Source organism: Crossiella sp. CA198 (genome assembly GCF_052078295.1).
Classification (GTDB): Bacteria; Actinomycetota; Actinomycetes; order Mycobacteriales; family Pseudonocardiaceae; genus Crossiella.
Window position 1 is genome coordinate 16,226 of the sequence record NZ_JBQJIM010000026.1, and the last position, 22,001, is coordinate 38,226.

The following is a 22,001-nucleotide window of genomic DNA, read 5'->3' on the forward strand; positions in this document are numbered from 1 at the left end:
GCCAGCCGAACATGCAGCAGATCATGGAGCAGGCGCAGCGCATGCAGGAGCAGCTCATGACTGCCCAGCAGGAGCTTGCCGAGGCCGAGGTGACCGGCACCGCCGGTGGTGGCCTGGTCCAGGCCACCGTCGCGGGCACCGGCGAGCTGAAGGCGCTCACCATCGACCCGAAGGTGGTCGACCCCGAGGACACCGAGACCCTGGCCGACCTGGTGGTGGCCGCGGTGCGCGATGCCAACCGCGCGGTGGCCGAGCTGACCGCGCAGAAGATGGGCCCGCTGGCCGGCGGGCTCGGCGGCGGACTGGACCTGGGCGGCCTCGGCCTGCCCGGCGGTCTGTAGCCGGAACAGGACGGCTGTGTACGAAGGACCGGTACAGGACCTGATCGACGAACTCGGGCGGCTGCCAGGGGTCGGGCCGAAGAGCGCCCAGCGGATCGCCTTCCACCTGCTCGCCGCCGAGCCCGCGGACATCTCGCGGTTGCAGGAGGTGCTGCAGAAGGTCAAGGAGGGCGTGCAGTTCTGCGAGATCTGCGGCAACGTCTCCGAAGAGACGACCTGCCGGATCTGCAAGGACAGCAGGCGCGACGTCAGCCTGGTGTGCGTGGTCGAGGAGCCCAAGGACGTGCTCGCGGTGGAGCGCACCCGGGAGTTCAAGGGCCGCTACCACGTGCTCGGCGGCGCGCTGGACCCGTTGTCCGGCATCGGTCCGGACCAGCTGCGCATCCGGGAGCTGCTGCGCCGGATCGGCGGCGACGAGGGCGGGGTGCAGGTCGCCGAGGTGATCATCGCGACCGACCCGAACACCGAGGGCGAGGCCACCGCCACCTACCTGGTGCGGATGCTGCGTGATTTCCCCGGTCTCACCGTCACCCGGCTCGCCTCCGGGTTGCCGATGGGCGGTGACCTGGAGTTCGCCGACGAGCTGACCCTGGGCCGCGCGCTCTCCGGCCGCCGCGCGATGTAGTGCACGGAGCGGAAATCGAGCAGGCAGCCGGGCTGCTGCTGGCCGCGCCACCGCGGCTGGGGGCGGTCCGGCTGCTCGCCATCGACGGTCCCTCCGGCTCCGGCAAGTCCACCCTGGCCGACGCGCTGGCCGTCGAGCTGCGCGGGCGCGGGCACGACACCGCGCTGGTCCGCTCCGACGAGTTCGCCACCTGGGACGATCCGGTCGCCTGGTGGCCGCGGCTGGCCGAGGGCGTGCTGGAACCGTTGCGTCGCGGCGAATCCGGCCGCTACCAGCGCACCACGTGGACCGGCGGCCGGCCGCACCCCGGCGAGTGGATCACCCTGCCGGTGCCGGAGATCCTGTTGCTGGAGGGCGTCTCCACCGGCCGCCGCAGCGCCGCCCCGCTGTTGTCCGCGCTGGTCTGGGTCGAGCTGACCGATCCCGGCCACCGACTGGAACGCGCGGTGACCAGAGATGGCGACATGTGCCGTAACCCACTGCTCCGCTGGCAGCGCTTCGAACGGGGGTGGTTCGGTGTGGACGACACGCGCGAACGCGCGGATCTCCGGGTGAACGCGGACGGTCACCGCAAGATCGGGTGAAACCCTCGTAAAACTCCGTAGAATTCACCCGACCTGATGACGGCTGACGTGGCCGTATCGTGACCTTCGCATTGTCGGTAGGGCCACATGGACGGGTTAGTGTCGGCGACCACACCATGTGACATCGGACCCATGAGGTGCGCGAAATGCCCAAGATTGACATGACACGGGGGTCGACGCTGCGCAAGCTGACCATTGTCGGCGTCGCCAGTATCACCGCCCTGTCCCTGGCTGCGTGCGCGCAGTCCCAGCGCGACCCGGGCAACCAGGGGGGCAAGACCGGCGGGACCATGACTTTCGGCGCCGAAGGCAAGCCGAAGCTGTTCGACCCGTTCTACGCCACCGACGGTGCCACGTTCCGTATTTCCCGGCAGGTCTTCGAAGGCCTGGTCGGCTTCAAGCTGGGCTCGGCCGAAGCCGGACCCGAGCTGGCCACCAAGTGGGAGTCCAGCCCGGACGGCAAGTCCTGGACCTTCACCCTCAAGCAGGGCGTGAAGTTCCACGACGGCACCGACTTCAACGCCGAGGCGGCCTGCTTCAACTTCAACCGCTGGTACAACCAGAAGGGCGCCGGGCAGTCCAGCTCGGTCTCCGAGTACTGGGTGGACAACTTCGGCGGTTTCGCCGACGGCGCCAAGCCCTCGCTGTTCAAGTCCTGCACCGTCAAGGACGCGCAGAACATCGTGGTCGAGCTGACCGGCGCGTCCTCGAAGTTCCCTGACGTGCTCGGCCTGCCGTCCTTCTCCATGCAGAGCCCGACCGCGATGAAGAAGTACAACGCGGACAACGTGGTCGCGCAGGGTGAGAGCTTCGTCTTCCCCGAGTACGCGCTGAAGCAGCCGACCGGCACCGGCCCGTTCAAGTTCGTCAACTACGACACGACGAACAACCTCATCGAGCTGGGCCGCTTCGACGGCTACCACGGTGACAAGGCCAAGCTGGACAAGCTGAACTTCAAGGTCATCGCCGACGAGACCGCGCGCAAGCAGGCACTGCAGAGCGGCGACATCGACGGCTACGACTACCCGGCGCCCGCTGACTGGGCCAAGCTGAAGAGCGACGGCTTCCAGGTCGTGCCGCGGGACGCGTTCAACGTCATGTACCTGGGCATCACGCAGAAGAACAACGCGAAGCTGCAGGACTTCCGGGTGCGCAAGGCCATCTCGATGGCGATCAACCGGGAGCAGCTGGTCAAGTCGCAGCTGCCGGAGACCGCCACGGTCGCCACCCAGTTCATGCCCAAGATCGTCCAGGGCTACAACCCGAACGTGAAGCCGATCGAGTACAGCCCCGACAAGGCCAAGGCACTGCTGGCCGAGGCGGGCGCGAGCAACCTCGAGGTCAACTTCTGGTGGCCCAGCGAGGTCACCCGGCCGTACATGCCGAACCCGCAGGACATCTTCGGCGCGATCGCGGCTGACCTGCGCAACGTGGGCATCAAGCTGAACGTGGTCACCAAGCCGTGGAACGGCGGTTACCTGACCGAGGTCGACCAGGCCAAGGCGGACCTGTTCCTGCTCGGCTGGACCGGCGACCAGAGCGCCGCGGCGAACTGGATCGGCACCTTCTTCGGCAACGCGGAGAACCGCTTCTACACCAAGTCCTCCCCGTGGGGCGAGGACCTGGCCAAGCGGCTGGACGCGGCGGACGTGACCCCGGACAAGGCCGAGCGCGAGAAGCTCTACCAGGAGCTGAACCGCCAGATCGTGGAGGAGTACCTGCCCGCGGTCCCGCTCTCGCACTCCCCGCCCGCGTTCGTGCTCAAGAAGGACATCAAGAACCTGACGCCCAGCCCGCTGACCGCCGAGGAGTTCAGCCCCACTACCAAGGGCTGAGCTGCTACTCCCACCACGAAACAGGATCTGACAGGTGCTCCGCTACACCGTGCGGCGGCTCCTCCAGCTCGTCCTCGTCGTCGGTGTGCTCTCGCTGCTGCTCTTCGCCTGGCTGCGTTCACTTCCAGGAGGGCCGGTCTCGGCCCTCCTGGGGGAGCGCGGCACCGAGGAGTCGCGGCGGGAGCTCACCGCGTTGCTGGGGCTGGACCAGCCGATCTACGTGCAGTACTTCAAGTTCCTCGGTCGCGCCCTCTCGGGTGACTTCGGCACCTCGCTCGGCGTGCAGCCGGGCACCACGGCCGTCGACCTCTTCCTGGAACGCTTCCCGGCCACGCTGGAGCTGAGCTTCTGCGCGATCGTGCTCGCGATCGCGGCAGGCATCCCGCTCGGCTACCTCGCGGCCCGGCGGCGCGGCCGCTGGTTCGACAACGTCGGCGTCATCGGCTCGCTCATCGGCGTGGCCGTGCCGGTCTTCTTCCTCGCGTTCGTGCTCAAGCACATCTTCGCGGTCGAGCTGCAGTGGCTGCCCTCGGCCGGGCGGCAGGACGACATCAGCGCCACCCGGGTCACCGGGTTCTACGTCTTCGACGGGATCATCACCGGTGAGTGGGACGCGGTCTGGAACTCACTAGAGCACCTGATCCTGCCCTCACTGGCGCTGGCCACCATCCCGTTCGCGGTGATCTTCCGGATCACCAGGGCGGCGGTGCTGGACGTGCTCGACGAGGACTACGTGCGGACCGCCGAGTCCAAGGGCCTGACCACGCAGGTGGTGCGGCGCAGGCACGTGCTGCGCAACGCGATGCTGCCGGTGGTCACCACGATCGGCCTGCAGACCGGCGCGTTGCTGGCGGGGGCGGTGCTGACCGAGAAGGTCTTCTCCTTCCCCGGCCTCGGCGAGGCGCTGGCACTGGGCTTCGAGCGCCGGGACTACCCGGTGCTCCAGGTGCTGATCATCGTGGCCGCCATGGTCTACGTGTTCGTCAACCTGCTCGTCGACCTCTCGTACGCGCTGATCGACCCGCGCGTGCGGACCCGCTGAGAGGAGGGGACATGCCAAGCAAGACCAAGATCGACGATCTGGCGTCCTCCACCGCGGAGACGCAGGTGGACACTGGCGTCAGCCTGGCCGCCAGCGCTTGGCGGCGGCTGCGCCGCAATCCGGTCTTCCTGACCGGCGCCGTGATCATCCTGCTGTTCGTGCTGATCGCGTTGCTGGCTCCGCTGCTCGCCCCGCACGACCCGGCCGCGCGGCTGCTGGCCGATCAGGTCATCAAGGCGCGCAACGAGATCCCGCCTGCCCAGCCCGGCCACCTGCTGGGCGGTGACCTGCAGGGCCGGGACTTCTTCTCCCGGTTGCTGGTCGGTTCCCAGCAGACCCTGCTGGTCGGCGTGCTGGCCACGGTGATCGGCCTGATCGGCGGCCTGATCATGGGCACGCTGGCCGGTGCGCTGGGCGGCTGGGTGGACTCGCTGGTCATGCGCGCGGTGGACGTCATGCTGTCCATCCCCAGCCTGCTGCTGGCGGTCTCCATCGGCCTGTTGTTCACCCAGGCCAACCAGTTCACCGTGATCCTCGCGGTGGCGATCGTGCAGATACCCATCTTCGCCCGATTGCTGCGCGGCTCGATGCTGGCGCAACGGCACAGCGACCACGTGCTGGCCGCGCGGGCGCTGGGCGTGAAACCGGCCGCCATCGTGTTCCGGCACATGCTGCCCAACTCGCTCGGCCCGGTGATCGTGCAGTCCACCCTGGTGCTGGCGGTGGCCATCATCGACGCGGCCGCGCTGTCCTTCCTCGGCCTCGGCAACCCCGATGACAACATCCCGGAGTGGGGCCAGATGCTCGGCGGCTCCCAGACGGTGATCGACAGTCACCCGGGGCTGGCGTTCTGGCCTGCCGGCTGCATCGTCGTGGTCGCGCTCGGCTTCACCCTGATGGGCGAGTCGCTGCGCGATGCCCTCGATCCCAAGAACAGGCGGTGAATCCCCATGGCGCTGCTTGAGGTTCGTGACCTCAGCGTGGTCTTCCAGCGACACGGCGAGGAACCGTTCGCCGCGGTCGACGGGGTCAGTTTCGACGTGGCGCCCGGCCAGACGGTCGGGCTGGTCGGCGAGTCCGGCTGCGGCAAGTCGGTGACCTCGCTGGCCATCATGGGCCTGCTGCCCAAGCGCGGGGCCAAGGTCGGCGGTTCGGTGAAGTTCGAGGACACCGAGCTGTTGTCGTTGTCCGACAAGCAGATGCGGGACCGGCGCGGCCGGGACCTCGGCATGGTCTTCCAGGACCCGCTGTCCTCGCTGAACCCGGTGATCCCGATCGGCATCCAGGTCACCGAGGTGCTGGAGCGGCACCGCGGCATGCCGCGCAAGCAGGCCATGGTCGAGGCCAAGGACCTGCTGGACAAGGTCGGCATCCCGGACCCGACCCGGCGGCTGACCGAGTACCCGCACCAGCTCTCCGGCGGCATGCGGCAGCGCGCGCTGATCGCGATGGCGCTGGCCTGCCGTCCCCGGCTGCTGATCGCGGACGAGCCGACCACCGCGCTGGATGTCACCATCCAGGCGCAGATCCTGGCCCTGCTCAAGGAACTCGTGCAGGACACCGAGACCGCGCTGATCATGATCACGCACGATCTCGGCGTGGTGGCCGGGCTGTGCGATGAGGTCAACGTGCTCTACGGCGGCCGGGTGGTCGAGCGCGGGCGGCGGCACGAGCTGTTCGCCACGCCCAAGCACCCGTACACGCACGGACTGCTGGCCTCGATCCCGCGACTGGACGCCCCACGCGGGGAGAAGCTGGTGCCGATCCGCGGTTCGGTGGCCGACAACATCCCGTGGACGCACGCGTGCGCCTTCGCGCCGCGCTGCCCGAACGCGCTGGACACCTGCGTCGAGGTGACCCCGGCGATGGAGTCCAAGGCGGATCGGTTGCTGCGCTGCCACAATCCGGTCCAGCAGGAGGTACCGGCATGACCGCCCCGGCAGAGACCGCCACCGGAGTGTCCACTGTGGACGACGCGCTGATCACGGTGGAGGGCCTCAAGGTCCACTTCCCGATCAAGCGCGGGGTGATCCTGGACCGCACGGTCGGCTACGTCTACGCGGTGGACGGCATCGACCTGTCGGTGCGCCGCGGCGAGACCTACGGCCTGGTCGGCGAGTCCGGCTGCGGCAAGTCCACCTTCGGGCGGGCGCTGCTCAAGCTCACCCCGCCCACCGCGGGCAAGGTGGTCTTCGACGGCGTGGACCTGTCCTCGCTCAACGGCGAGCCGCTGCGGAAGATGCGCCGCCGGATCCAGATGATCTTCCAGGACCCGCTGTCCTCGCTGGACCCGCGCCAGTCGGTGGAGTCCATCCTGGTGGAGGGCCTGCGCGCGCACGATCTGGACAAGGGCAAGGCGGAGACCGGCAAGCGCCTGCGGGAGCTGCTGACCTCGGTCGGCCTGCCCAGCACGGCACTGCGCAAGTACCCGCACGAGTTCTCCGGCGGCCAGCGGCAGCGCATCGGCATCGCCCGCGCGCTGACCGTGGAGCCGGACCTGATCGTGGCCGACGAGCCGGTGTCCGCACTGGACGTCTCGGTGCAGGCCCAGGTGGTCAACCTGCTGGAGGACCTGCAGGAACAGCTCGGCCTGACCTACCTGGTGATCGCGCACGACTTGGCCGTGGTCCGGCACATCTCCGACCGGGTCGGCGTGATGTACCTGGGCGGACTGGTCGAGGAGGCCGGTTCGGACACCCTGTACGCGGATCCACTGCACCCCTACACCCGGGCGCTGCTGTCCGCGGTGCCGGTGCCGGACCCGCTGCTGGAGGACCGCCGCGAGCGCATCCTGCTGGCAGGCGACCTGCCCTCACCGGCCAACCCGCCCACCGGCTGCCGGTTCCACACCCGGTGCCCGTGGCGGCAGGCCAAGCGCTGCGACACCGAACGGCCGGTACTGCGCGAGATCGCGCCGGGACACCGGGTGGCCTGCCACTACGCCGAGGACATCAAGGCGGGGCGGATCCGGCCGCACGAGGTCGAGCCGATCCTGGTGCAGGCCGATGACGGCATCTCGCCGGACACCGCGCTGACCGGGCCTGCCTCGGTCACCGAGGTGCTCGGGCCCTAAGTTCTGTCACCCTGGTCCTGTGCGATATCAGGCGCAGCGCGAGGCAGTCGTGACGACGTGCCGGCGACTGGTCGAACAACGACTGGTCGTCGGCACGGCAGGCAACGTCAGCCTGCGCGTGGACGATCTTGTCCTGGTGACCCCCAGCGGGGTCGACTACGACCAGCTCACCCCCGAACAGGTCGGCCTGCACCGCCTCGATGGCAGGGCGGTCGAGGCGGAACTGGCCCCGACCAGCGAACTCCCCATGCACCAGGCGATCTACGCGGCCGGCGCCGCGCGGGCGATCGTGCACACCCACTCGGTGGCCGCGACCGCGCTGAGCTGCCTGGTCGAGGAGATCCCGCCGATCCACTACTACCTGGGCATCTTCGGCGGCGCGGTGCGGGTGGCGCCGTACGCGCCCTACGGCAGCCCGGAACTGGCCGCGGCCACGGTGACCGCGCTCGGCGGATCCTCGGCCTGCCTGCTGGGCAACCACGGCGCGGTGACGGTGGCAGGCACCCTGGCACACGCCTTCCGCCGGGCCGCCTACCTGGAGTGGCTGTGCGAGGTCGCGCTGCGGGTGCTGGGCACCGGGAGCACCGCACGCACGCTCTTCGCCGCGGAGCTGGCCGAGGTGACGCCGCGGATCCAGCAGTACGGGCAGCACCCCGGCGATGAGATCTGAGTCTTTCGGGCCACGCTGAAAAGCATGTCCGGGCACTGGGAGCCGCTCCCACACTCCGGACATGACCAACCCCCTGCGCACCACCTTGGTCGCCCTGCTCGCGACCGCATTCACCCTGGGCCCGGGCCTGCCCGCCCAGGCCGAACCCGGCAACCACGCCATGGGCTCGCAGATCGCCAGACACGAGGGCCGCGCCGCCCGGCCTGCCACCTTCGACGCCGCGGCCACGGTGCCCGGCATGGACGTCAGCAGCTGGCAGGGCAACGTCGACTGGGCCAGGGCCTGGGCGAACGGGGCCCGCTTCGCCTACGTCAAGGCCACCGAGAGCACCAGCTACCGCAACCCGTACTTCAACCAGCAATACGGCGGCTCGTATCAGGTGGGCATGATCCGCGGCGCGTACCACTTCGCCGCGCCCAACCTGGCCAGCGGCGCCACCCAGGCCAACTACTTCGTGGACAACGGCGGCGGCTGGTCACCGGATGGCCGGACGCTGCCGGGGGTGCTGGACATCGAGTACAACCCCTACGGCGGGGATACCTGCTACGGCATCGGCCAGCGCGCGATGGTCACCTGGATCAGCGATTTCGTGCACACCTACCGGTCCAGGACCGGGCGCTGGCCGGTGATCTACACGGCCACCAACTGGTGGAACCAGTGCACCGGCAACCTGGCCGACTACAGCCAGGTCAGCCCGCTGTTCATCGCCAACTACAGCGGTTCGCCGGGGCCGTTGCCGCAGCGCTGGCAGTACCACACGATCTGGCAGCACGCGGATTCCGGCGTTTTCCCTGGCGACCAGAACCTGTTCAACGGCGCCTATGACCGGCTGCAGGTGCTGGCCACCAACCGCGATTAGGCGAGCAGGGCTTCCAGCGCCTCGCGTTCGAGCCGTTCGGCCTCGTCCGCGCGGCGCTGGGCCCGGCGGACCAGCAGCGCCACCATCAGGCTGAGCACCGCGGCCAGCGCGATGGACACCAGCAGGCCGAGTACCGGGTCCGAGGTCAGCTTGCCGCCGGTGTAGCCCAGCAGCGAGGCGTAGGTGGCCCACAGCGCGGAGCCGATCACCGCGGCCACGGTGAACCGGCGCGGACCCATCCGGAAGGTGCCGGCCAGCATCGCGCCCGCGATCCCGCCGCCGGGCACGAACCTGGCCGCGACCAGCACCGGCTCGCCGTGCTGGGCCAGCCGGGCGCGCACCCAGCGCACCGCGGTGGGCGTGCCGCCCTTGCGCCGCTCGAAGCGGTCCAGCGCGGGCGGGCCGAACCGGTAGCCGATCCGGAAGTTGATCAGGTCCGAGATCAGGCAACCGGCCGCGGTGACCAGGATGACCACCGGCAGCGAGAGCTGTCCGTTGGCGGCGAGCAGTCCGGCGCTGATGACGAACGCCTCGGTTGGCGCCAGCGGAACGACCGCGACCAGGAAGGTCGCCAGCAGCAGCAGCTCAGGCACAGCGGTGAGGTTCACATCTCGCCCAACGTAGGGAACACGGTCGTGGGTCCGGTCTCGGCCGGTCCTTCAGTGACTCTTCAGCTCTGCTCAGCCCAGCTCCCGCCGGGCGCGGCGCAGCAGCCGCAGCACTGAGCGTTCGATGGTGTCGCGTGTTTCCGGCATGGTCAAATCGGTGCTTCCGACTCGCTGAACGGTCGCTCGGATGGTGAGACCCTCGTCGTAGGCGTTGATGACGTGTGGATCGAGGTAGGAACGGCGGCAGACCGCTGGGGTGTTGCCGATCTCCTCGGCCACCTCCCTGACCACCGCGGCCACCGCCCGCTTGCGCCCGGCCCGGCTCTCCGGGCGATCTTGTGCGGCCAGTCCGGTGGCGGCCAGCACGGTGGCGTTCCAGGTGCGCAGGTCCTTGGCTGAGAACCCGTCCCCGGCCAGCTCGCGCAGGTACTCGTTGACCTCCTCGGCGCGCACGTTCCGCCAGTCCCGCCCGGTGCGGTAGGCGAACAGCTCCGGGTTGTCGTCCCGGCGCCGCAACAATCCGCGTACCACGGAAAACGCCTGCTCATCGGCTATGGCGATCTCCCGTTCCTGCCCGCTCTTGGCCAGGTAGCAGACGTGGATCCGGCCCCGGCGCAGCGTCACGTGCGCACGCCGCAGGGTGGCCAGTCCGTAGCTGCCGTTCTCCTTGGCGTAGCTGTGCCCGCCGACCCGGAACGCACCCAGTTCCAGCAGCCGCAGCGCCGCCGCGAGCACCCGGTCCCGGCCGAGTCCGGTCGCCTCCAGAGCGCTGCCGATCCGCGCCCGCACCTTGGGCAGCCGGGCGGCCAGGCGCAGCACCCGGTCGAACTTCTCCGCGTCCCGGCGCCGGGTCCAGTCCGGGTGGTAGAGGTACTGCCGCCGCCCGGCCTCGTCCACGCCGAGTGCTTGGATGTGGCCGTTCAGGTGTGGGCAGATCCACACTTCCCGCCAGGCGGGCGGGATCACCAGGTCCTTGATCCGCCGGAGCGTGCCGGCGTCCCGGACCGGCTCGCCGCGCGCGTCCAGGTAGCGGAATCCCCGGCCGTGCCTGGCCCTGGTGAGTCCCGCGCCGCGCGGATCACTGCGCCGGAGCCTGGTCACCCGGGGCGGATACCCGCTCCACCCCGGGTGAACCCAGCGGACTCAGCGGTAGGCGCGGTTGATCGCGGAGACGATGGCCTTGAGCGAGGCGACCACGGTCGAACCGTCCACCCCGACGCCCCAGAGCACCCGGCCGCCCACGGCGCATTCCAGGTAGGAGGCGGCGCGGGCGTCGTCACCGGCGGAGAGCGCGTGCTCGGCGTAGTCCAGCACCCGCACGTCGTAGCCGATGGTGGTCAGCGCGTCCACGAAGGCCGCGATCGGGCCGTTGCCGCGGCCGCTGATCACCTGGGTGTCGCCGTCGACGATGACGGTGGCCTCGATGTCCTCGTTGCCTGAGCCGTCGTCGGTGAGCCGGTGCCGCAGCAGCGCCAGCGGGGCCTTCTTGTCCAGGTACTCGGTGGTGAAGACGTCCCAGATCTCCTTGGGCGAGACCTCGCCGCCTTCGGTGTCGGTGACCTCCTGGACGAGCCGGGAGAACTCGATCTGCAGCCGGCGCGGCAGGTCCAGGTGGTGCTCGGACTTCATCACGTAGGCCACGCCGCCCTTGCCGGACTGCGAGTTGACCCGGATGACCGCCTCGTAGCTGCGGCCCACGTCCTTCGGGTCGATCGGCAGATAGGGGACCTCCCAGCGGAACTGGTCCACCTCGACACCGGCGGCAGAGGCGTCGGCCTCCATCGCCTCGAAGCCCTTCTTGATCGCGTCCTGGTGGCTGCCGGAGAACGCGGTGTAGACCAGGTCGCCGCCGTAGGGGTGCCGCTCGGGCACCGGCAGCTGGTTGCAGTACTCGACCGTGCGCCGGATCTCGTCGATGTCGGAGAAGTCGATCTGCGGGTCGATGCCCTGGCCGAACAGGTTCATGCCCAGGGTCACCAGGCACACGTTGCCGGTGCGCTCGCCGTTGCCGAACAGGCAGCCCTCGATCCGATCCGCGCCTGCCTGGTAGCCCAGTTCGGCGGCGGCCACCGCGGTGCCGCGGTCGTTGTGCGGGTGCAGGGACAGCAGCACCGAGTCCCGGCGGGTCAGGTTGCGGTGCATCCACTCGATCGAGTCGGCGTAGACGTTGGGCGTGGCCATCTCGACCGTGGCGGGCAGGTTGATGATCGCCGGACGGTCCGGGGTGGGCTGCCAGATGTCGGTGACCGCGTTGCAGACCTCGACCGCGTAGGCCAGTTCGGTGCCGGTGTAGGACTCGGGGGAGTACTCGAACCGGAACTCGGTGTCGGTGTTCTTCTCCGCGTAGGCCAGCACCAGCTCGGCGCCGTCGGTGGCGATCTTCTTGATCCCGGCTCGCTCCTGCCGGAACACCACCCGGCGCTGCAGCACCGAGGTCGAGTTGTAGATGTGCACGATCGCCTTGGGCGCGCCCTCCAGGCTGGCGAAGGTGCGCTCGATCAGCTCGGGGCGGCACTGGGTCAGCACCTGGATGGAGACATCAGCCGGGATCGCCCCGTCCTCGATGATCTCCCGCACGAAGTCGAAGTCGGTCTGACTGGCGGCCGGGAAGCCGACCTCGATCTCCTTGTAGCCCATGCGCACCAGCAGGTCGAACATCCGCCGCTTGCGGGCAGGCGACATCGGGTCGATCAGCGCCTGGTTGCCGTCCCGCAGGTCGACCGCGCACCACAGCGGGGCGGTCTCGATGCGCTGGTCCGGCCAGGTGCGGTCGGGCAGCGTGACCGGCTCGACGAACTCGTGGAAGGGCTTGTACCGGTGGATCGGCATCGAGCTGCCGAGCTGGGAGTTCCACGAGGGCTGACCGGCGGGCGCGGGTCGCGCGGGCGGCCGGATCCGGCTGGCGGCGGAGATGAACGCGTCAGAGTTGGTGCTCATGGGATGTGGTGGCTCCTGCTAACCGGGGGGAGAGACCGGCGCGAACAACGCAGCCAGAACTCCGCGACGGGGGGCCGGTCTGGTCAGACCCCGTCGCGGCAGCGAAGGAGCAGACCGCGTGCCACGGGAGAACCCTAGCCCGCCGCCAGGCCCGATGAGAAAACTGTCCCGGATCGTGGGAGTGTCGGGCACCCTACTCGCGGGTAGCCCGACCTGGCCCGACCTGCCAGACTGCGGCACATGGCCGAACACTCCGAGCGCCGCCGCCACCGCGTGAATTCGGCCCTGACCAGGGCCAGGATCGTCACCGCGGTGGCGGCGACACTGCGCTGGACCGGCACGATCATCGCGGTGGTGCTGGTGGCCCACGTGGTGCTCACCGTGGGCGGCGCCAACCCGGCCAACGCCATCACCCGGTTCGTGGCGAGCTGGGCCGACCCACTGGCGCTGGGCTTCCGCGACCTGTTCATGCCCGAGGACCCCAAAGCTCGGATCCTGGTCAACTACGGCCTGGCCGCGCTGTTCTGGCTGATCGTCACCTCGCTGGTGGTCAAGATCATTCGTCGGCTCGGCTGACCGCCCGGATCAGCGCAGCGAGCGGAACGCGGCCCTGATCTCCCGGCTGAACAGCTCCGGCTGCTCCCAGGCGGCGAAGTGCCCGCCCTTGGCCACCTCGCTGAAGTGGATGAGCTTGCGATAGGCGCGGTCGGCCCAGCTGCGCGGCGCCTGGTAGATCTCGCCGGGGAAGACCGTGATCGCCGCCGGGATGGCGATGTCCACCGCGTTGAAGTTGTTCGCGTTGTTCTCCCAGTACAGCTGGGCTGAGGAGATCGCGGTGTTGGTCAGCCAGTAGAGCGTGATGTCGTCGAGCATCTCGTCCCTGGTCAGCGCGCGCTCGGGCACGCCGCCGCTGTCGGTCCACTGGGCGAACTTGTCGTACATCCACGCGGCCAGGCCGACCGGGGAGTCCGACAGCCCGAATCCCACCGTCTGCGGCCGGGTGACCATCATCGCGGAGTAGCCGGTGTTCTTGCGGTAGAAGACATCCAGCTGATCGAAGGCCCGCCGCTCGGCCGGGGAGAGCCCGGCGGGGGCGGGTTCGCCGTTGGTGAGGATGCGGGCGATCTCCGGGGGCACGGTGGCCGGCATGTTGACGTGGATGCCGAGCAGTCCGGGCGGGGCCAGCGCGGCGAGTTTGTCCGAGATCACCGCGCCCCAGTCGCCGCCCTGGGAGACGTAGCGCTGGTAGCCAAGGCGGCGCATGAGCTGGTGCCAGGCCTTGGCGATCCGGTCCGGGCCCCAGCCGGTCGTGCTGGGCTGGGCGGAGAAGCCGTAGCCGGGCATCGAGGGCAGCACCAGGTGGAAGGCGTCCTCGGCCCGGCCGCCGTGCCTGGTCGGGTCGGTGAGCGGCCCGATGACCTTGAGCAGCTCCAGGATCGAGCCGGGCCAGCCGTGCGTGATGATCAGCGGCAGCGCGTCCGGGTGGCGGGAGCGGATGTGCAGGAAGTGGATGTCCAGGCCGTCGATCTCGGTCAGGTACTGCGGCAGCGCGTTGAGCCTTGCCTCGACCTTGCGCCAGTCGTAACCGGTGCGCCAGTACTCGACCAGCTTGCGCAGCGTCGCGGTCGGCACGCCCTGGGAGTCGTCGGTAACCGTCTCCTTGGCGGGCCAGCGGGTGGCCTGCAACCTGCGCCGCAGGTCGAGGAGTTGCCGCTGTGGGATGTGCACCTGGAAGGGGCGGATCGCCGCGCCGGTCCCGGCGGCCGCTGCCGAGGGGGTGGTGAGCAGGTTGAGCGGACCGGCCGCGGCCGCGCCGGCGGCCAGTGCCGCCGTGCTGCCGAGAAAGGTGCGCCGGGGGAGTGCGGACATGGGGGTGGCTCCTTCGCCTGCGAAGAACTCCGTGTCCCCAACGAATCACCGGCTTGCGAACAACTCGTGCACGTCCGGTCTACGTCAGACCGCGACCACGGTGACCATGTCGCCCAACCCGGCGAAGTCGGCCACGTTGCGGGTGTAGAGCGGCAGGTCCCTGGCGGAGGCGATGGCGGCGATCATCAGATCCAGCCTGCGCGGCCTGGGACTCCGGTTGGCCTCCAGGGTCAGCGCGACCAGCGTGCCGTAGCGGGCGGCGGCCGCGCGGTCGAAGGGCAGCGGCTCGAACTCCACGATGGCCGCGCCGAGCTTCTCGGCCCGCGCCGCCCTGGTGGCCGCGTTCCTGGCCATGGCAACGCCCTGATGCAACTCGGCCAGGGTGATTGAGGTGATCTCCGGGAACGAGGGCAGGACGGCCAGGTCGAGCTGATCGAGGTCGATGAACGCGCAGGTGTCCAGGACCCCTGCCTCGGGACGGTCAGCCACCGGCACGCGTCCACGGGTCATCGTCGTCGATCCGGCCCTCGGTGCCGAAGAACTCGTCGGCCTCCTGCAGCAGCTGCCGGGAGTCCACCCTGGGCAGCTTCCGGTGCCGCTCCACCAGTTCCTCGGCGCTGAGTCTGCGCCGACGGGACAGCGGGCGCAGTTCCGCCACCGGCACGCCGTTGCGGGTGATGTGGTAGGTCTCGCCCGCCTCCACCGCGTCCATGACGGAGGCGGAGTTGTTGCGGAATTCCCGCTGGGTGAGGACCTTCATGAGTACCACTGTAGCACCGCGTAGCGCGCTGAGCTACGCGTCAGAACGCGGGCTCGCCCCACTCGCTGAACACCAGCTCGTCCAGTGCCTTGCGGGTGCGCGGCCGGGCGTCCCGCGCCAGCAGACCGGGATCCGCGGTGGCCGGATCGGCCAGCCTGCCCACCGAGATCACCACCACCGGGTCCAGCTGCTCCGGCAGCGAGAACACCGCCTTGGCGCCAGGACGGCTGAACCCGGCCATCTGGTGTGCGACCAGGCCCTCCGACGCCGCCTGCAGCACCAGGTTCTGCGCGGCCAGGCCAAGCCCGTACTCCGCGTAGGGCATCGGCTTGCCCTCCTCCAGCTCGGTCACCGCGATGCCCAGGATCAGCGCGGCGGAGGCGCTCGCCCAGCGCTTGTTGCCCTCGGTCAGAGTGTCGGTGATCTTGGCGAAGGTCTCGTCGCCGCGGCGGCCCAGCAGGAACCGGGCCGGCTGGGTGTTGCCCCAGGACGCGGCCCAGCGGGCAGCCTCGAACAGGGCGCGCAGCTGGGCGTCGGTGACCTCGGCGGCCGGGTCCAGGGCACGCGGGCTCCACCGGGTGGAGATCAGCTCGTGCACCGGGACGCTGGTGGTTGCCGTGGGGTGGGCCGCGGTCTCGGTCAAGGCAGGACCTCCGGAGGTCAGATCGCGTACGGCCAGGCGGTGATCGAGTAGGCGCCGAACCAGGAACCGAACAACAGCAGCAGGCCCAGTGCCACCACCATGGTGCCCGGACGTCTGCGGGCGAGCAGCACCGCGGCCGGGATCAGCAGGGCCACCGCAGGCACCAGCAGTCTGGCCTTGGAGTTCATCAGGCCGTTGGAGCCGATGCTGAGGAACATCACCCCGGCCGAGTACACCATCAGCGGCCAGGGCAGCCGCTGATGCAGACCCAGCGCGAACAGCACCAGGGTGAGCAGCAGGATCCACACCGTGGCCACCTCCAGCACCGAGCGGGCCGAGGAGAGCACGTCCAGGCTGAACCGCAGGGTGGCCAGACCGCCGTCGAACTGGGAGTCCCAGCCGCGGGCCTGCAGCGCCAGCCAGCCGTCCCAGCGGCCGGTGCGGGCGCCCACCCAGGTCAGGTAGCCGAGCAGCCCGGCAGGGGCCAGCGCCAGGGTCACCCAGGGCCGCCAGCCGTCCCGGCGGCGGATCACCGCGACCAGCGCGGCCAGCATCACCGCGGCGACCAGGGCGGCACTGGTCGGGCGGACCAGGCCCGCGGTGGCGCAGCCGAGTGCGGCCAGCAGCCACTCCCGGTCCACCAGCCACAACAGGGTCCACACCGCCAGCGCGGAGAACAGCGCCTCGGAGTAGGTCATGGACAGCACCACCGACATCGGCGAGGCCGCGAACAGGACCAGCAGCACCATCCCGCAGCGCCAGCTGCCGCCGATCCGCGCACCCAGCCGGACCAGGCCGTAGGCGCACACCAGCCCGGCGATCACGTTCACCGCGAAGGCTGCCGCGACCAGGCTGACGCCCGGCAGCTCGCCCGCCGCGCGGACCAGCATCGGGTACCCGGGGAAAAACGCCAGCGGGGTTTCCTCGCTGCGCCGCCCGAACGCGTCCACCAGCGAGAACGGCACCTTGTCGTAGCCGCTGGCGCTGATCGAGAGGTACCACTGCCCGTCCCAGGCGGTGAGCGCGCCGGTCACGCTGATCCGGTTACGCCCGGCCATCCACTGCACCACCAGCAGTCCGATCTCGCGGATGGCCAGGTAGAGCACGGCCGGGGCGAGCAGCCGGATCAGCCTGCTGTGCTCCCAGCGGGCGGGATCCCGCCACAGTGGACGGCGTCTCCGGCCAGATGTGACCGATCCCACCGGAGACGCCTCCGGCTCGGTTCCCACCTGCGCAGCCGACACAGAATCCCTCCGCCCCAGCGGTTCCGGGCAACTTCCTGACGACATTTTTGCCCTTATCTGACTACCGGACCCCTACTCGCGCGCGGGTAGGCTGCTCGCGAGTGTGGACCTGCGTCCTCGCAGGTTAGTGCCGGTGCGTGTGGCTTCGTGGGAGGTGCGGTTCGGTGGCGCTCGTCGTCCAGAAGTACGGCGGATCCTCGGTGGAGAACGCTGAGCGGATCAAACGGGTGGCCGAGCGCATCGTCGAGACCCGAAAAGCGGGCAACGACGTGGTCGTGGCCGTCTCCGCGATGGGGGACACCACCGACGACCTGCTGGACCTCGCCAGCCAGGTCGCCCCGGTGCCGCCGGCCCGCGAGATGGACATGCTGCTCACCTCGGGTGAGCGGATCTCGATGTCGCTGCTCGCGATGGCCATCCACGCCCTCGGCGCGGAGGCCCGCTCCTACACCGGTTCCCAGGCCGGGGTGATCACCACCTCGGCGCATGGCAAGGCGCGGATCATCGACGTCACGCCGGGCCGGATCCGGGAGGCGCTGGACCAGGGCGCGATCGCGATCGTGGCCGGGTTCCAGGGCGTGAGCCAGCACAGCAAGGAGATCACCACCCTCGGCCGGGGCGGCACCGACACCACCGCGGTGGCGCTGGCCGCCGCGCTCAACGCCGATGTGTGCGAGATCTACACCGACGTCGACGGCGTGTTCAGCGCGGACCCGCGGATCGTGCCGGACGCCAAGCACCTCGAGCAGATCACCTACGAGGAGATGCTCGAGATGGCCGCCTGTGGCGCCAAGGTGCTGCACCTGCGCTCGGTGGAGTACGCGCGGCGCAACGGGATGCCGATCCGAGTTCGCTCTTCGTTCAACAACAAGCCCGGCACCCTGGTGACCGGGTCGATGGAGGATCTTGCCGTGGAGCAGGCGTTGATCACCGGCGTCGCGCACGACCGGTCTGAAGCCAAGATCACCGTGACCGGTGTGCCCGACCACCCCGGCGTCGCCGCCCGGATCTTCCGGGTCATCGCCGACGCCGAGCTGGACATCGACATGGTGGTGCAGAACGTCTCCCGTGCGGTCAGCGGCCGCACCGACATCACCTTCACGCTGCCGCGCACCGGTGGCCCGATCGCGGTCGCCGCGCTGGACAAGGCCAAGCCGGAGATCGGCTTCGAGTCCGTCGCCTACGACGAGCACGTCGGCAAGGTCAGCCTGATCGGCGCGGGCATGCGCTCGCACCCCGGCGTGACCGCCACCTTCTGCGAGGCGCTGGCCAAGGTCGGGGTCAACATCGAGATCATCTCCACCTCGGAGATCCGGATCTCGGTGATCTGCCGGGACACCCAGCTCGATGACGCGGTCCGCGCGCTGCACGGGGCATTCGACCTCGGTGGCGACGAGGAGGCCGTGGTCTACGCCGGAACGGGGCGCTGAACATGAGTGACAACGGACCTGTGCTCGCCCTGGTCGGCGCGACCGGCGCGGTCGGCACCGTCATGATCGACATCATCAACGGCCGGGAATCCGTGCCGTGGGGCGAGATCCGGCTGATCGCCTCGGCCCGCTCGGCAGGCAAGAAGATCACCGTGCGGGGCGAGGACCTGACCGTCATCGCGCTGTCCCCGGAAGCCTTCGACGGCGTGCACGTCGCCATGTTCGACGTGCCGGACGAGGTCTCCGCGGAATGGGCGCCGATCGCGGCCGGGCGCGGCGCGGTCGCGGTGGACAACTCCGGCGCGTTCCGGATGGACCCGGAGGTGCCGCTGGTGGTGCCCGAGGTCAACGCCGAAGCCGTGCACAACCGGCCGCGCGGCATCATCTCCAACCCGAACTGCACCACCCTGTCCATGATGGCCGGACTCGGCGCGCTGCACCGGGAGTACCAGCTCACCGAACTGGTGGTGGCCAGCTACCAGGCCGTCTCCGGCGCTGGCCAGTCCGGCGTGGACCGGCTCTACGCCGAGATCGCCGCGGTGGCCGGTAAGGCGGTCGGGGAGAAGGCGGGCGACGTTCGTGCCGCGCTGGAGGCGGCCGGGCTGGTGCAGTCCGAATCGCCGTTCCCGGCGCCGATGGCCTTCAACGTGGTGCCGTGGGCGGGTTCGCTCAAGGACGACGGCTGGTCCTCGGAGGAGCTGAAGGTCCGCAACGAGTCCCGCAAGATCCTGGGCATCCCGGACCTCAAGGTCTCCGCGACCTGCGTGCGGGTCCCGGTGGTCACCACGCACTCGATGGCCGTGCACGCCACCTTCGCCCGCGAGGTCACCGTGGAGCAGGCACGCAAGCTGCTCGGCGCGCAGCCCTCGATCGTGGTGGTGGACGACCCGGCCAACGGCGAGTACCCCACCCCGGCCGACGTGGTGGGCGGCGACCCGACCTACATCGGCCGGATCCGCCAGGCGCTGGACTTCCCGAACACCCTCGAACTGTTCGTGTGCGGGGACAACCTGCGCAAGGGCGCGGCGCTGAACACCTACGAGATCGCCGAGGTCATCGTCACCCAGGCGTGAACGCCTACCTCGCCCGGGTAGTTTCGGAACATGACCATGGGCGAGGGCGTGGTGCTCGGCATCGATCTCGGCACCACCGCGACCAAGGTGGTGGCCGCGGACCGGCGAGGGCGGGTCGCCGCCCTCGCCGAACGCGGCTACCCCATGCGCACCGATCAGCCAGGCCTGGCCGTGCACGACCCGGACCGGGTGCTGCGGGCGGCGCTGGACGCGGTGCGCGAATGCGTGCAGACCTGTGCCGCCCCGGTGCGGGCACTGGTCTTCACCGGGGCCATGCACACCCTGATCGGCCTGGACGCCGGGCACCGCCCGATCACCCCGTCGCTGAGCTGGGCGGACAACCGGGCCATCGACCAGGCCGCCCGGCTGCGCCGCGATCCCGCCGCGACTGAGCTGCACCGCGCCACCGGCACCCCGGTGCACCCGTTCGCGCCACTGGCCAAACTGGTCTGGTTCGCCGAGCAGGATCCGGACACCAAGCCCGCGTTCTGGTGCTCGCTCAAGGACTTCGTGCTGCACCACTTCACCGGCAGGCTGGCCACCGAGCACTCCTACGCCTCCGGCAGCGGCCTGATGAACATCCACCGGCTCGCCTGGCACCAGCCCTCGCTCGACCTCGCCGGCATCACCGCCGACCAGCTGCCCGAACTGCTCGCGCCGACCGGCACCCTGCCGCTGCGCGCCGAGGTCGCCGAGACCACCGGCCTGCCGCAAGGGCTGCCGGTGGTGGCCGGTGGCGGCGACGGACCGCTGGCCAACCTGGGCGTCGGCGCGATCCGCCCCGGCATGGCCGCGCTGTCCCTTGGCACCAGCGGCGCGCTGCGGGTGGTGCGCACCGAACCCGGCGTGGACGAACGCGGCCGCACCTTCTGCTACGGCATCGCCGAGGGCTACTGGGTGCTCGGCGGCGCGGTCAGCAACGGCGGCGTGGTCAGCCAGTGGGCCGCCGACCTGGTCGGCGAGGAGGACATGGGCGACCTGCTGACCGAGGCCGCCGCGGTGCCGCCCGGCGCGAACGGCCTGTTCGCCCTGCCCTACCTGCTCGGCGAACGCGCGCCCTGGTGGGACCCGGACCCGCGCGGCCTGCTGCTCGGCCTGCGCCGCGACCACGGCCGGGCCGAACTGACCCGGGCCATGGTCGAGGGTGTGGCCCAGCAGCTGGCCCTGGTCAGGGACGCGGTGCGGGACACCGGGGCCGCGGTCACCCCGGTGCGCGCCACCGGCGGCGCGTTCCGCTCGCCACTGTGGGGCCAGCTGATCGCGGCCGCCCTGGACACCGACCTGGAGATCACCGAGGACAGCGAGGGCTCCGGCCTTGGCGCCTGCCTGCTCGGCTGGCGGGCCCTGGACGTGCTGCCGTCCCTGGAGGCCGCCGCCGAGCTGATCACGCCCAGCGAGACCGTGCACCCGGACCCGGACCTGGCCGAGCACTTCGCCACCGCCCGGCCCCGGATTGAGCGGACCTACCTGGCCCTACGCGATCTCATGAGTTGAGCAGAGCGACCGAGACATCCCACAGCCGCTTGGCCGCCTCGGCATCCAGGGCGTAGGGGGCCACGCCGGCCCGCCGCTCACCCGGCACGTTCGGCAGCGCCTCGTTGCCGTCCTCGAAGTAGCGGCCGCTGACCCCGGCCACCAGCGGCGAGCCTGCCAGCAGCACCGAGGTCGCCGCGCCCTGCTCGGTGGTCTTCCACTGCATGCCCGAGCTGGCCACCATCTCTTGGAAGCCAGGGTCGCTCTCGACGTGCCGCTGCAGTCCAGTGCGGATGCCGCCCGGCATCAGCGCGTTGACCTCGATGCCGTCCGCGGCCCAGCGCCGCGCGCCCTCCACGGCGAAGAGGATGTTGGCCGTCTTGCTCTGCCCGTAGGCCACCCACGGGTCGTACGGGCGGCGCTCGAAGTGCAGGTCCTCGAAGTCGACCCCGCTCATCAGGTGCGCGGAGGAACTGACCGAGACCACCCTGGCGCCACCGGCCGCGGCGAGCGCGTGGTGCAGGCCAAGGGTGAGGCGGAAGTGGCCGAGGTGGTTGGTGCCGAACTGGAGTTCCCAGCCCTCCGGGGTGCGGGTCAGCGGCGAGGCCATCACCCCGGCGTTGTTGACCAGGATGTGCAGCGGGCCCTGCCAGTCCGCGGCGAAGGCGGCCACCGAGGCCCGGTCGGCCAGGTCCAGGTGCGCGGCCCGCGCGCCGACCTCGGCGGCGACCTTCCCGGCCGCCTCCAGGTTGCGGGCGGCGATGGTGACCTCGGCGCCGGAGCGCGCGAGTGCGCGCGCGGTCTCCACGCCGATGCCGGAGGCGCCGCCGGTGACGATGGCGCGCTTACCGGTCAGGTCCACGCCGGCGATGACCTCGGCGGCGGTGGACTCACGGGTGAACGGGGTGGTCAAGCGAGTGCCCATGACAGCGTCC

23 protein-coding genes are annotated in these 22,001 nt (G+C 70.3%); 14 read left to right on the plus strand and 9 right to left on the minus strand.

Annotation, left to right across the window (positions count from 1 at the left end):
* Window positions 1–11: 11 nt before the first annotated feature.
* The 10 genes from ACTOWY_RS35025 to ACTOWY_RS35070 all read left to right on the plus strand — a co-directional run bounded on the left by ACTOWY_RS35025 (window position 12) and on the right by ACTOWY_RS35070 (window position 9,029).
* On the plus strand, window positions 12–341 hold the full coding sequence (locus tag ACTOWY_RS35025) for a YbaB/EbfC family nucleoid-associated protein (protein ID WP_247761638.1): 330 nt from the start codon (window positions 12–14) through the stop codon (window positions 339–341).
* 16 nt (window positions 342–357) lie between these two features.
* The gene (gene recR / locus ACTOWY_RS35030) at window positions 358–966 is read left to right on the plus strand and encodes a recombination mediator RecR (protein ID WP_247761074.1); all 609 of its coding nucleotides are present in this window, start codon (window positions 358–360) and stop codon (window positions 964–966) included.
* Window positions 966–1,550, plus strand: a complete 585-nt coding sequence (locus ACTOWY_RS35035) for a uridine kinase family protein (RefSeq protein ID WP_441313891.1) — start codon at window positions 966–968, stop codon at window positions 1,548–1,550. The genes recR and ACTOWY_RS35035 overlap by 1 nt, the downstream gene beginning before the upstream one ends.
* A gap of 146 nt (window positions 1,551–1,696) precedes the next feature.
* Window positions 1,697–3,385: an ABC transporter substrate-binding protein gene (locus tag ACTOWY_RS35040; protein WP_247761076.1), complete on the plus strand. Its 1,689-nt coding sequence runs from the start codon at window positions 1,697–1,699 to the stop codon at window positions 3,383–3,385.
* A 34-nt stretch (window positions 3,386–3,419) separates the two neighbouring features.
* On the plus strand, window positions 3,420–4,427 hold the full coding sequence (locus ACTOWY_RS35045; RefSeq protein WP_247761077.1) for an ABC transporter permease: 1,008 nt from the start codon (window positions 3,420–3,422) through the stop codon (window positions 4,425–4,427).
* A gap of 11 nt (window positions 4,428–4,438) precedes the next feature.
* Window positions 4,439–5,371 carry an ABC transporter permease gene (locus ACTOWY_RS35050; protein WP_441313892.1) on the plus strand — a complete coding sequence of 311 codons (933 nt, stop codon included), beginning with the start codon at window positions 4,439–4,441 and terminating at the stop codon, window positions 5,369–5,371.
* Between the two features lie 6 nt (window positions 5,372–5,377).
* Window positions 5,378–6,358, plus strand: a complete 981-nt coding sequence (locus ACTOWY_RS35055; RefSeq protein WP_441313893.1) for an ABC transporter ATP-binding protein — start codon at window positions 5,378–5,380, stop codon at window positions 6,356–6,358.
* Window positions 6,355–7,500 carry an ABC transporter ATP-binding protein gene (locus ACTOWY_RS35060; protein ID WP_441313894.1) on the plus strand — a complete coding sequence of 382 codons (1,146 nt, stop codon included), beginning with the start codon at window positions 6,355–6,357 and terminating at the stop codon, window positions 7,498–7,500. Before ACTOWY_RS35055 ends, ACTOWY_RS35060 begins: the two co-directional genes overlap by 4 nt.
* 19 nt (window positions 7,501–7,519) lie before the next feature.
* Window positions 7,520–8,170 (plus strand): class II aldolase/adducin family protein, encoded by a 651-nt coding sequence (locus ACTOWY_RS35065; RefSeq protein ID WP_441313895.1) that lies wholly within the window; start codon window positions 7,520–7,522, stop codon window positions 8,168–8,170.
* 61 nt (window positions 8,171–8,231) lie between these two features.
* Window positions 8,232–9,029 (plus strand): lysozyme, encoded by a 798-nt coding sequence (locus ACTOWY_RS35070; RefSeq protein WP_441313896.1) that lies wholly within the window; start codon window positions 8,232–8,234, stop codon window positions 9,027–9,029.
* On the opposite strand, the gene ACTOWY_RS35075 is transcribed toward ACTOWY_RS35070, so the two are convergent.
* From ACTOWY_RS35075 to leuA, 3 genes are all read right to left on the minus strand, one after another.
* Entirely contained in the window at window positions 9,026–9,622 is a 597-nt protein-coding gene (locus ACTOWY_RS35075) for a DedA family protein (RefSeq protein ID WP_441313897.1), read from the minus strand. The genes ACTOWY_RS35070 and ACTOWY_RS35075 overlap by 4 nt on opposite strands.
* 87 nt (window positions 9,623–9,709) lie before the next feature.
* Complete coding sequence (locus ACTOWY_RS35080) at window positions 9,710–10,738, minus strand: DNA topoisomerase IB (RefSeq protein ID WP_441313898.1); 1,029 nt, start codon at window positions 10,736–10,738, stop codon at window positions 9,710–9,712.
* Between the two features lie 42 nt (window positions 10,739–10,780).
* On the minus strand, window positions 10,781–12,574 hold the full coding sequence (gene leuA, locus ACTOWY_RS35085; RefSeq protein ID WP_441313899.1) for a 2-isopropylmalate synthase: 1,794 nt from the start codon (window positions 12,572–12,574) through the stop codon (window positions 10,781–10,783).
* 240 nt (window positions 12,575–12,814) lie between these two features.
* Here leuA and ACTOWY_RS35090 point away from each other — a divergent pair, with 240 nt between their 5' ends.
* Window positions 12,815–13,150: a hypothetical protein gene (locus tag ACTOWY_RS35090; protein ID WP_441313900.1), complete on the plus strand. Its 336-nt coding sequence runs from the start codon at window positions 12,815–12,817 to the stop codon at window positions 13,148–13,150.
* Window positions 13,151–13,159: 9 nt separating this feature from the next.
* Here ACTOWY_RS35090 and ACTOWY_RS35095 read toward each other — a convergent pair whose 3' ends face one another.
* The 5 genes from ACTOWY_RS35095 to ACTOWY_RS35115 all read right to left on the minus strand — a co-directional run bounded on the left by ACTOWY_RS35095 (window position 13,160) and on the right by ACTOWY_RS35115 (window position 17,048).
* A complete protein-coding gene (locus ACTOWY_RS35095) occupies window positions 13,160–14,443 on the minus strand; it encodes an epoxide hydrolase family protein (RefSeq protein WP_441313901.1) in 1,284 nt (427 codons plus the stop codon).
* 84 nt (window positions 14,444–14,527) lie between these two features.
* On the minus strand, window positions 14,528–14,932 hold the full coding sequence (locus ACTOWY_RS35100) for a type II toxin-antitoxin system VapC family toxin (RefSeq protein ID WP_247761087.1): 405 nt from the start codon (window positions 14,930–14,932) through the stop codon (window positions 14,528–14,530).
* Window positions 14,925–15,203 (minus strand): type II toxin-antitoxin system Phd/YefM family antitoxin, encoded by a 279-nt coding sequence (locus ACTOWY_RS35105; protein WP_441313902.1) that lies wholly within the window; start codon window positions 15,201–15,203, stop codon window positions 14,925–14,927. The genes ACTOWY_RS35100 and ACTOWY_RS35105 overlap by 8 nt, the downstream gene beginning before the upstream one ends.
* 40 nt (window positions 15,204–15,243) lie before the next feature.
* Window positions 15,244–15,846: a nitroreductase family protein gene (locus ACTOWY_RS35110; protein WP_441313903.1), complete on the minus strand. Its 603-nt coding sequence runs from the start codon at window positions 15,844–15,846 to the stop codon at window positions 15,244–15,246.
* Window positions 15,847–15,863: 17 nt separating this feature from the next.
* Window positions 15,864–17,048 (minus strand): hypothetical protein, encoded by a 1,185-nt coding sequence (locus ACTOWY_RS35115; RefSeq protein ID WP_441313904.1) that lies wholly within the window; start codon window positions 17,046–17,048, stop codon window positions 15,864–15,866.
* Between the two features lie 206 nt (window positions 17,049–17,254).
* Between ACTOWY_RS35115 and ACTOWY_RS35120 the strand changes: the two genes are divergently transcribed.
* Genes ACTOWY_RS35120 through ACTOWY_RS35130 form a run of 3 tightly spaced genes read left to right on the plus strand, consistent with a single transcriptional unit; the run spans window position 17,255 to window position 21,087 of the window.
* Entirely contained in the window at window positions 17,255–18,520 is a 1,266-nt protein-coding gene (locus tag ACTOWY_RS35120; protein WP_441313905.1) for an aspartate kinase, read from the plus strand.
* Between the two features lie 2 nt (window positions 18,521–18,522).
* Window positions 18,523–19,593: an aspartate-semialdehyde dehydrogenase gene (locus tag ACTOWY_RS35125; protein ID WP_441313906.1), complete on the plus strand. Its 1,071-nt coding sequence runs from the start codon at window positions 18,523–18,525 to the stop codon at window positions 19,591–19,593.
* Between the two features lie 30 nt (window positions 19,594–19,623).
* Window positions 19,624–21,087, plus strand: coding sequence for a gluconokinase (locus tag ACTOWY_RS35130; RefSeq protein ID WP_441313907.1), 1,464 nt, complete (start codon window positions 19,624–19,626; stop codon window positions 21,085–21,087).
* Here ACTOWY_RS35130 and ACTOWY_RS35135 read toward each other — a convergent pair.
* The gene (locus ACTOWY_RS35135) at window positions 21,077–21,991 is read right to left on the minus strand and encodes an SDR family NAD(P)-dependent oxidoreductase (protein WP_441313908.1); all 915 of its coding nucleotides are present in this window, start codon (window positions 21,989–21,991) and stop codon (window positions 21,077–21,079) included. The two genes, ACTOWY_RS35130 and ACTOWY_RS35135, sit on opposite strands and share 11 nt — an antisense overlap.
* Between the last annotated feature and the right edge of the window lie 10 nt (window positions 21,992–22,001).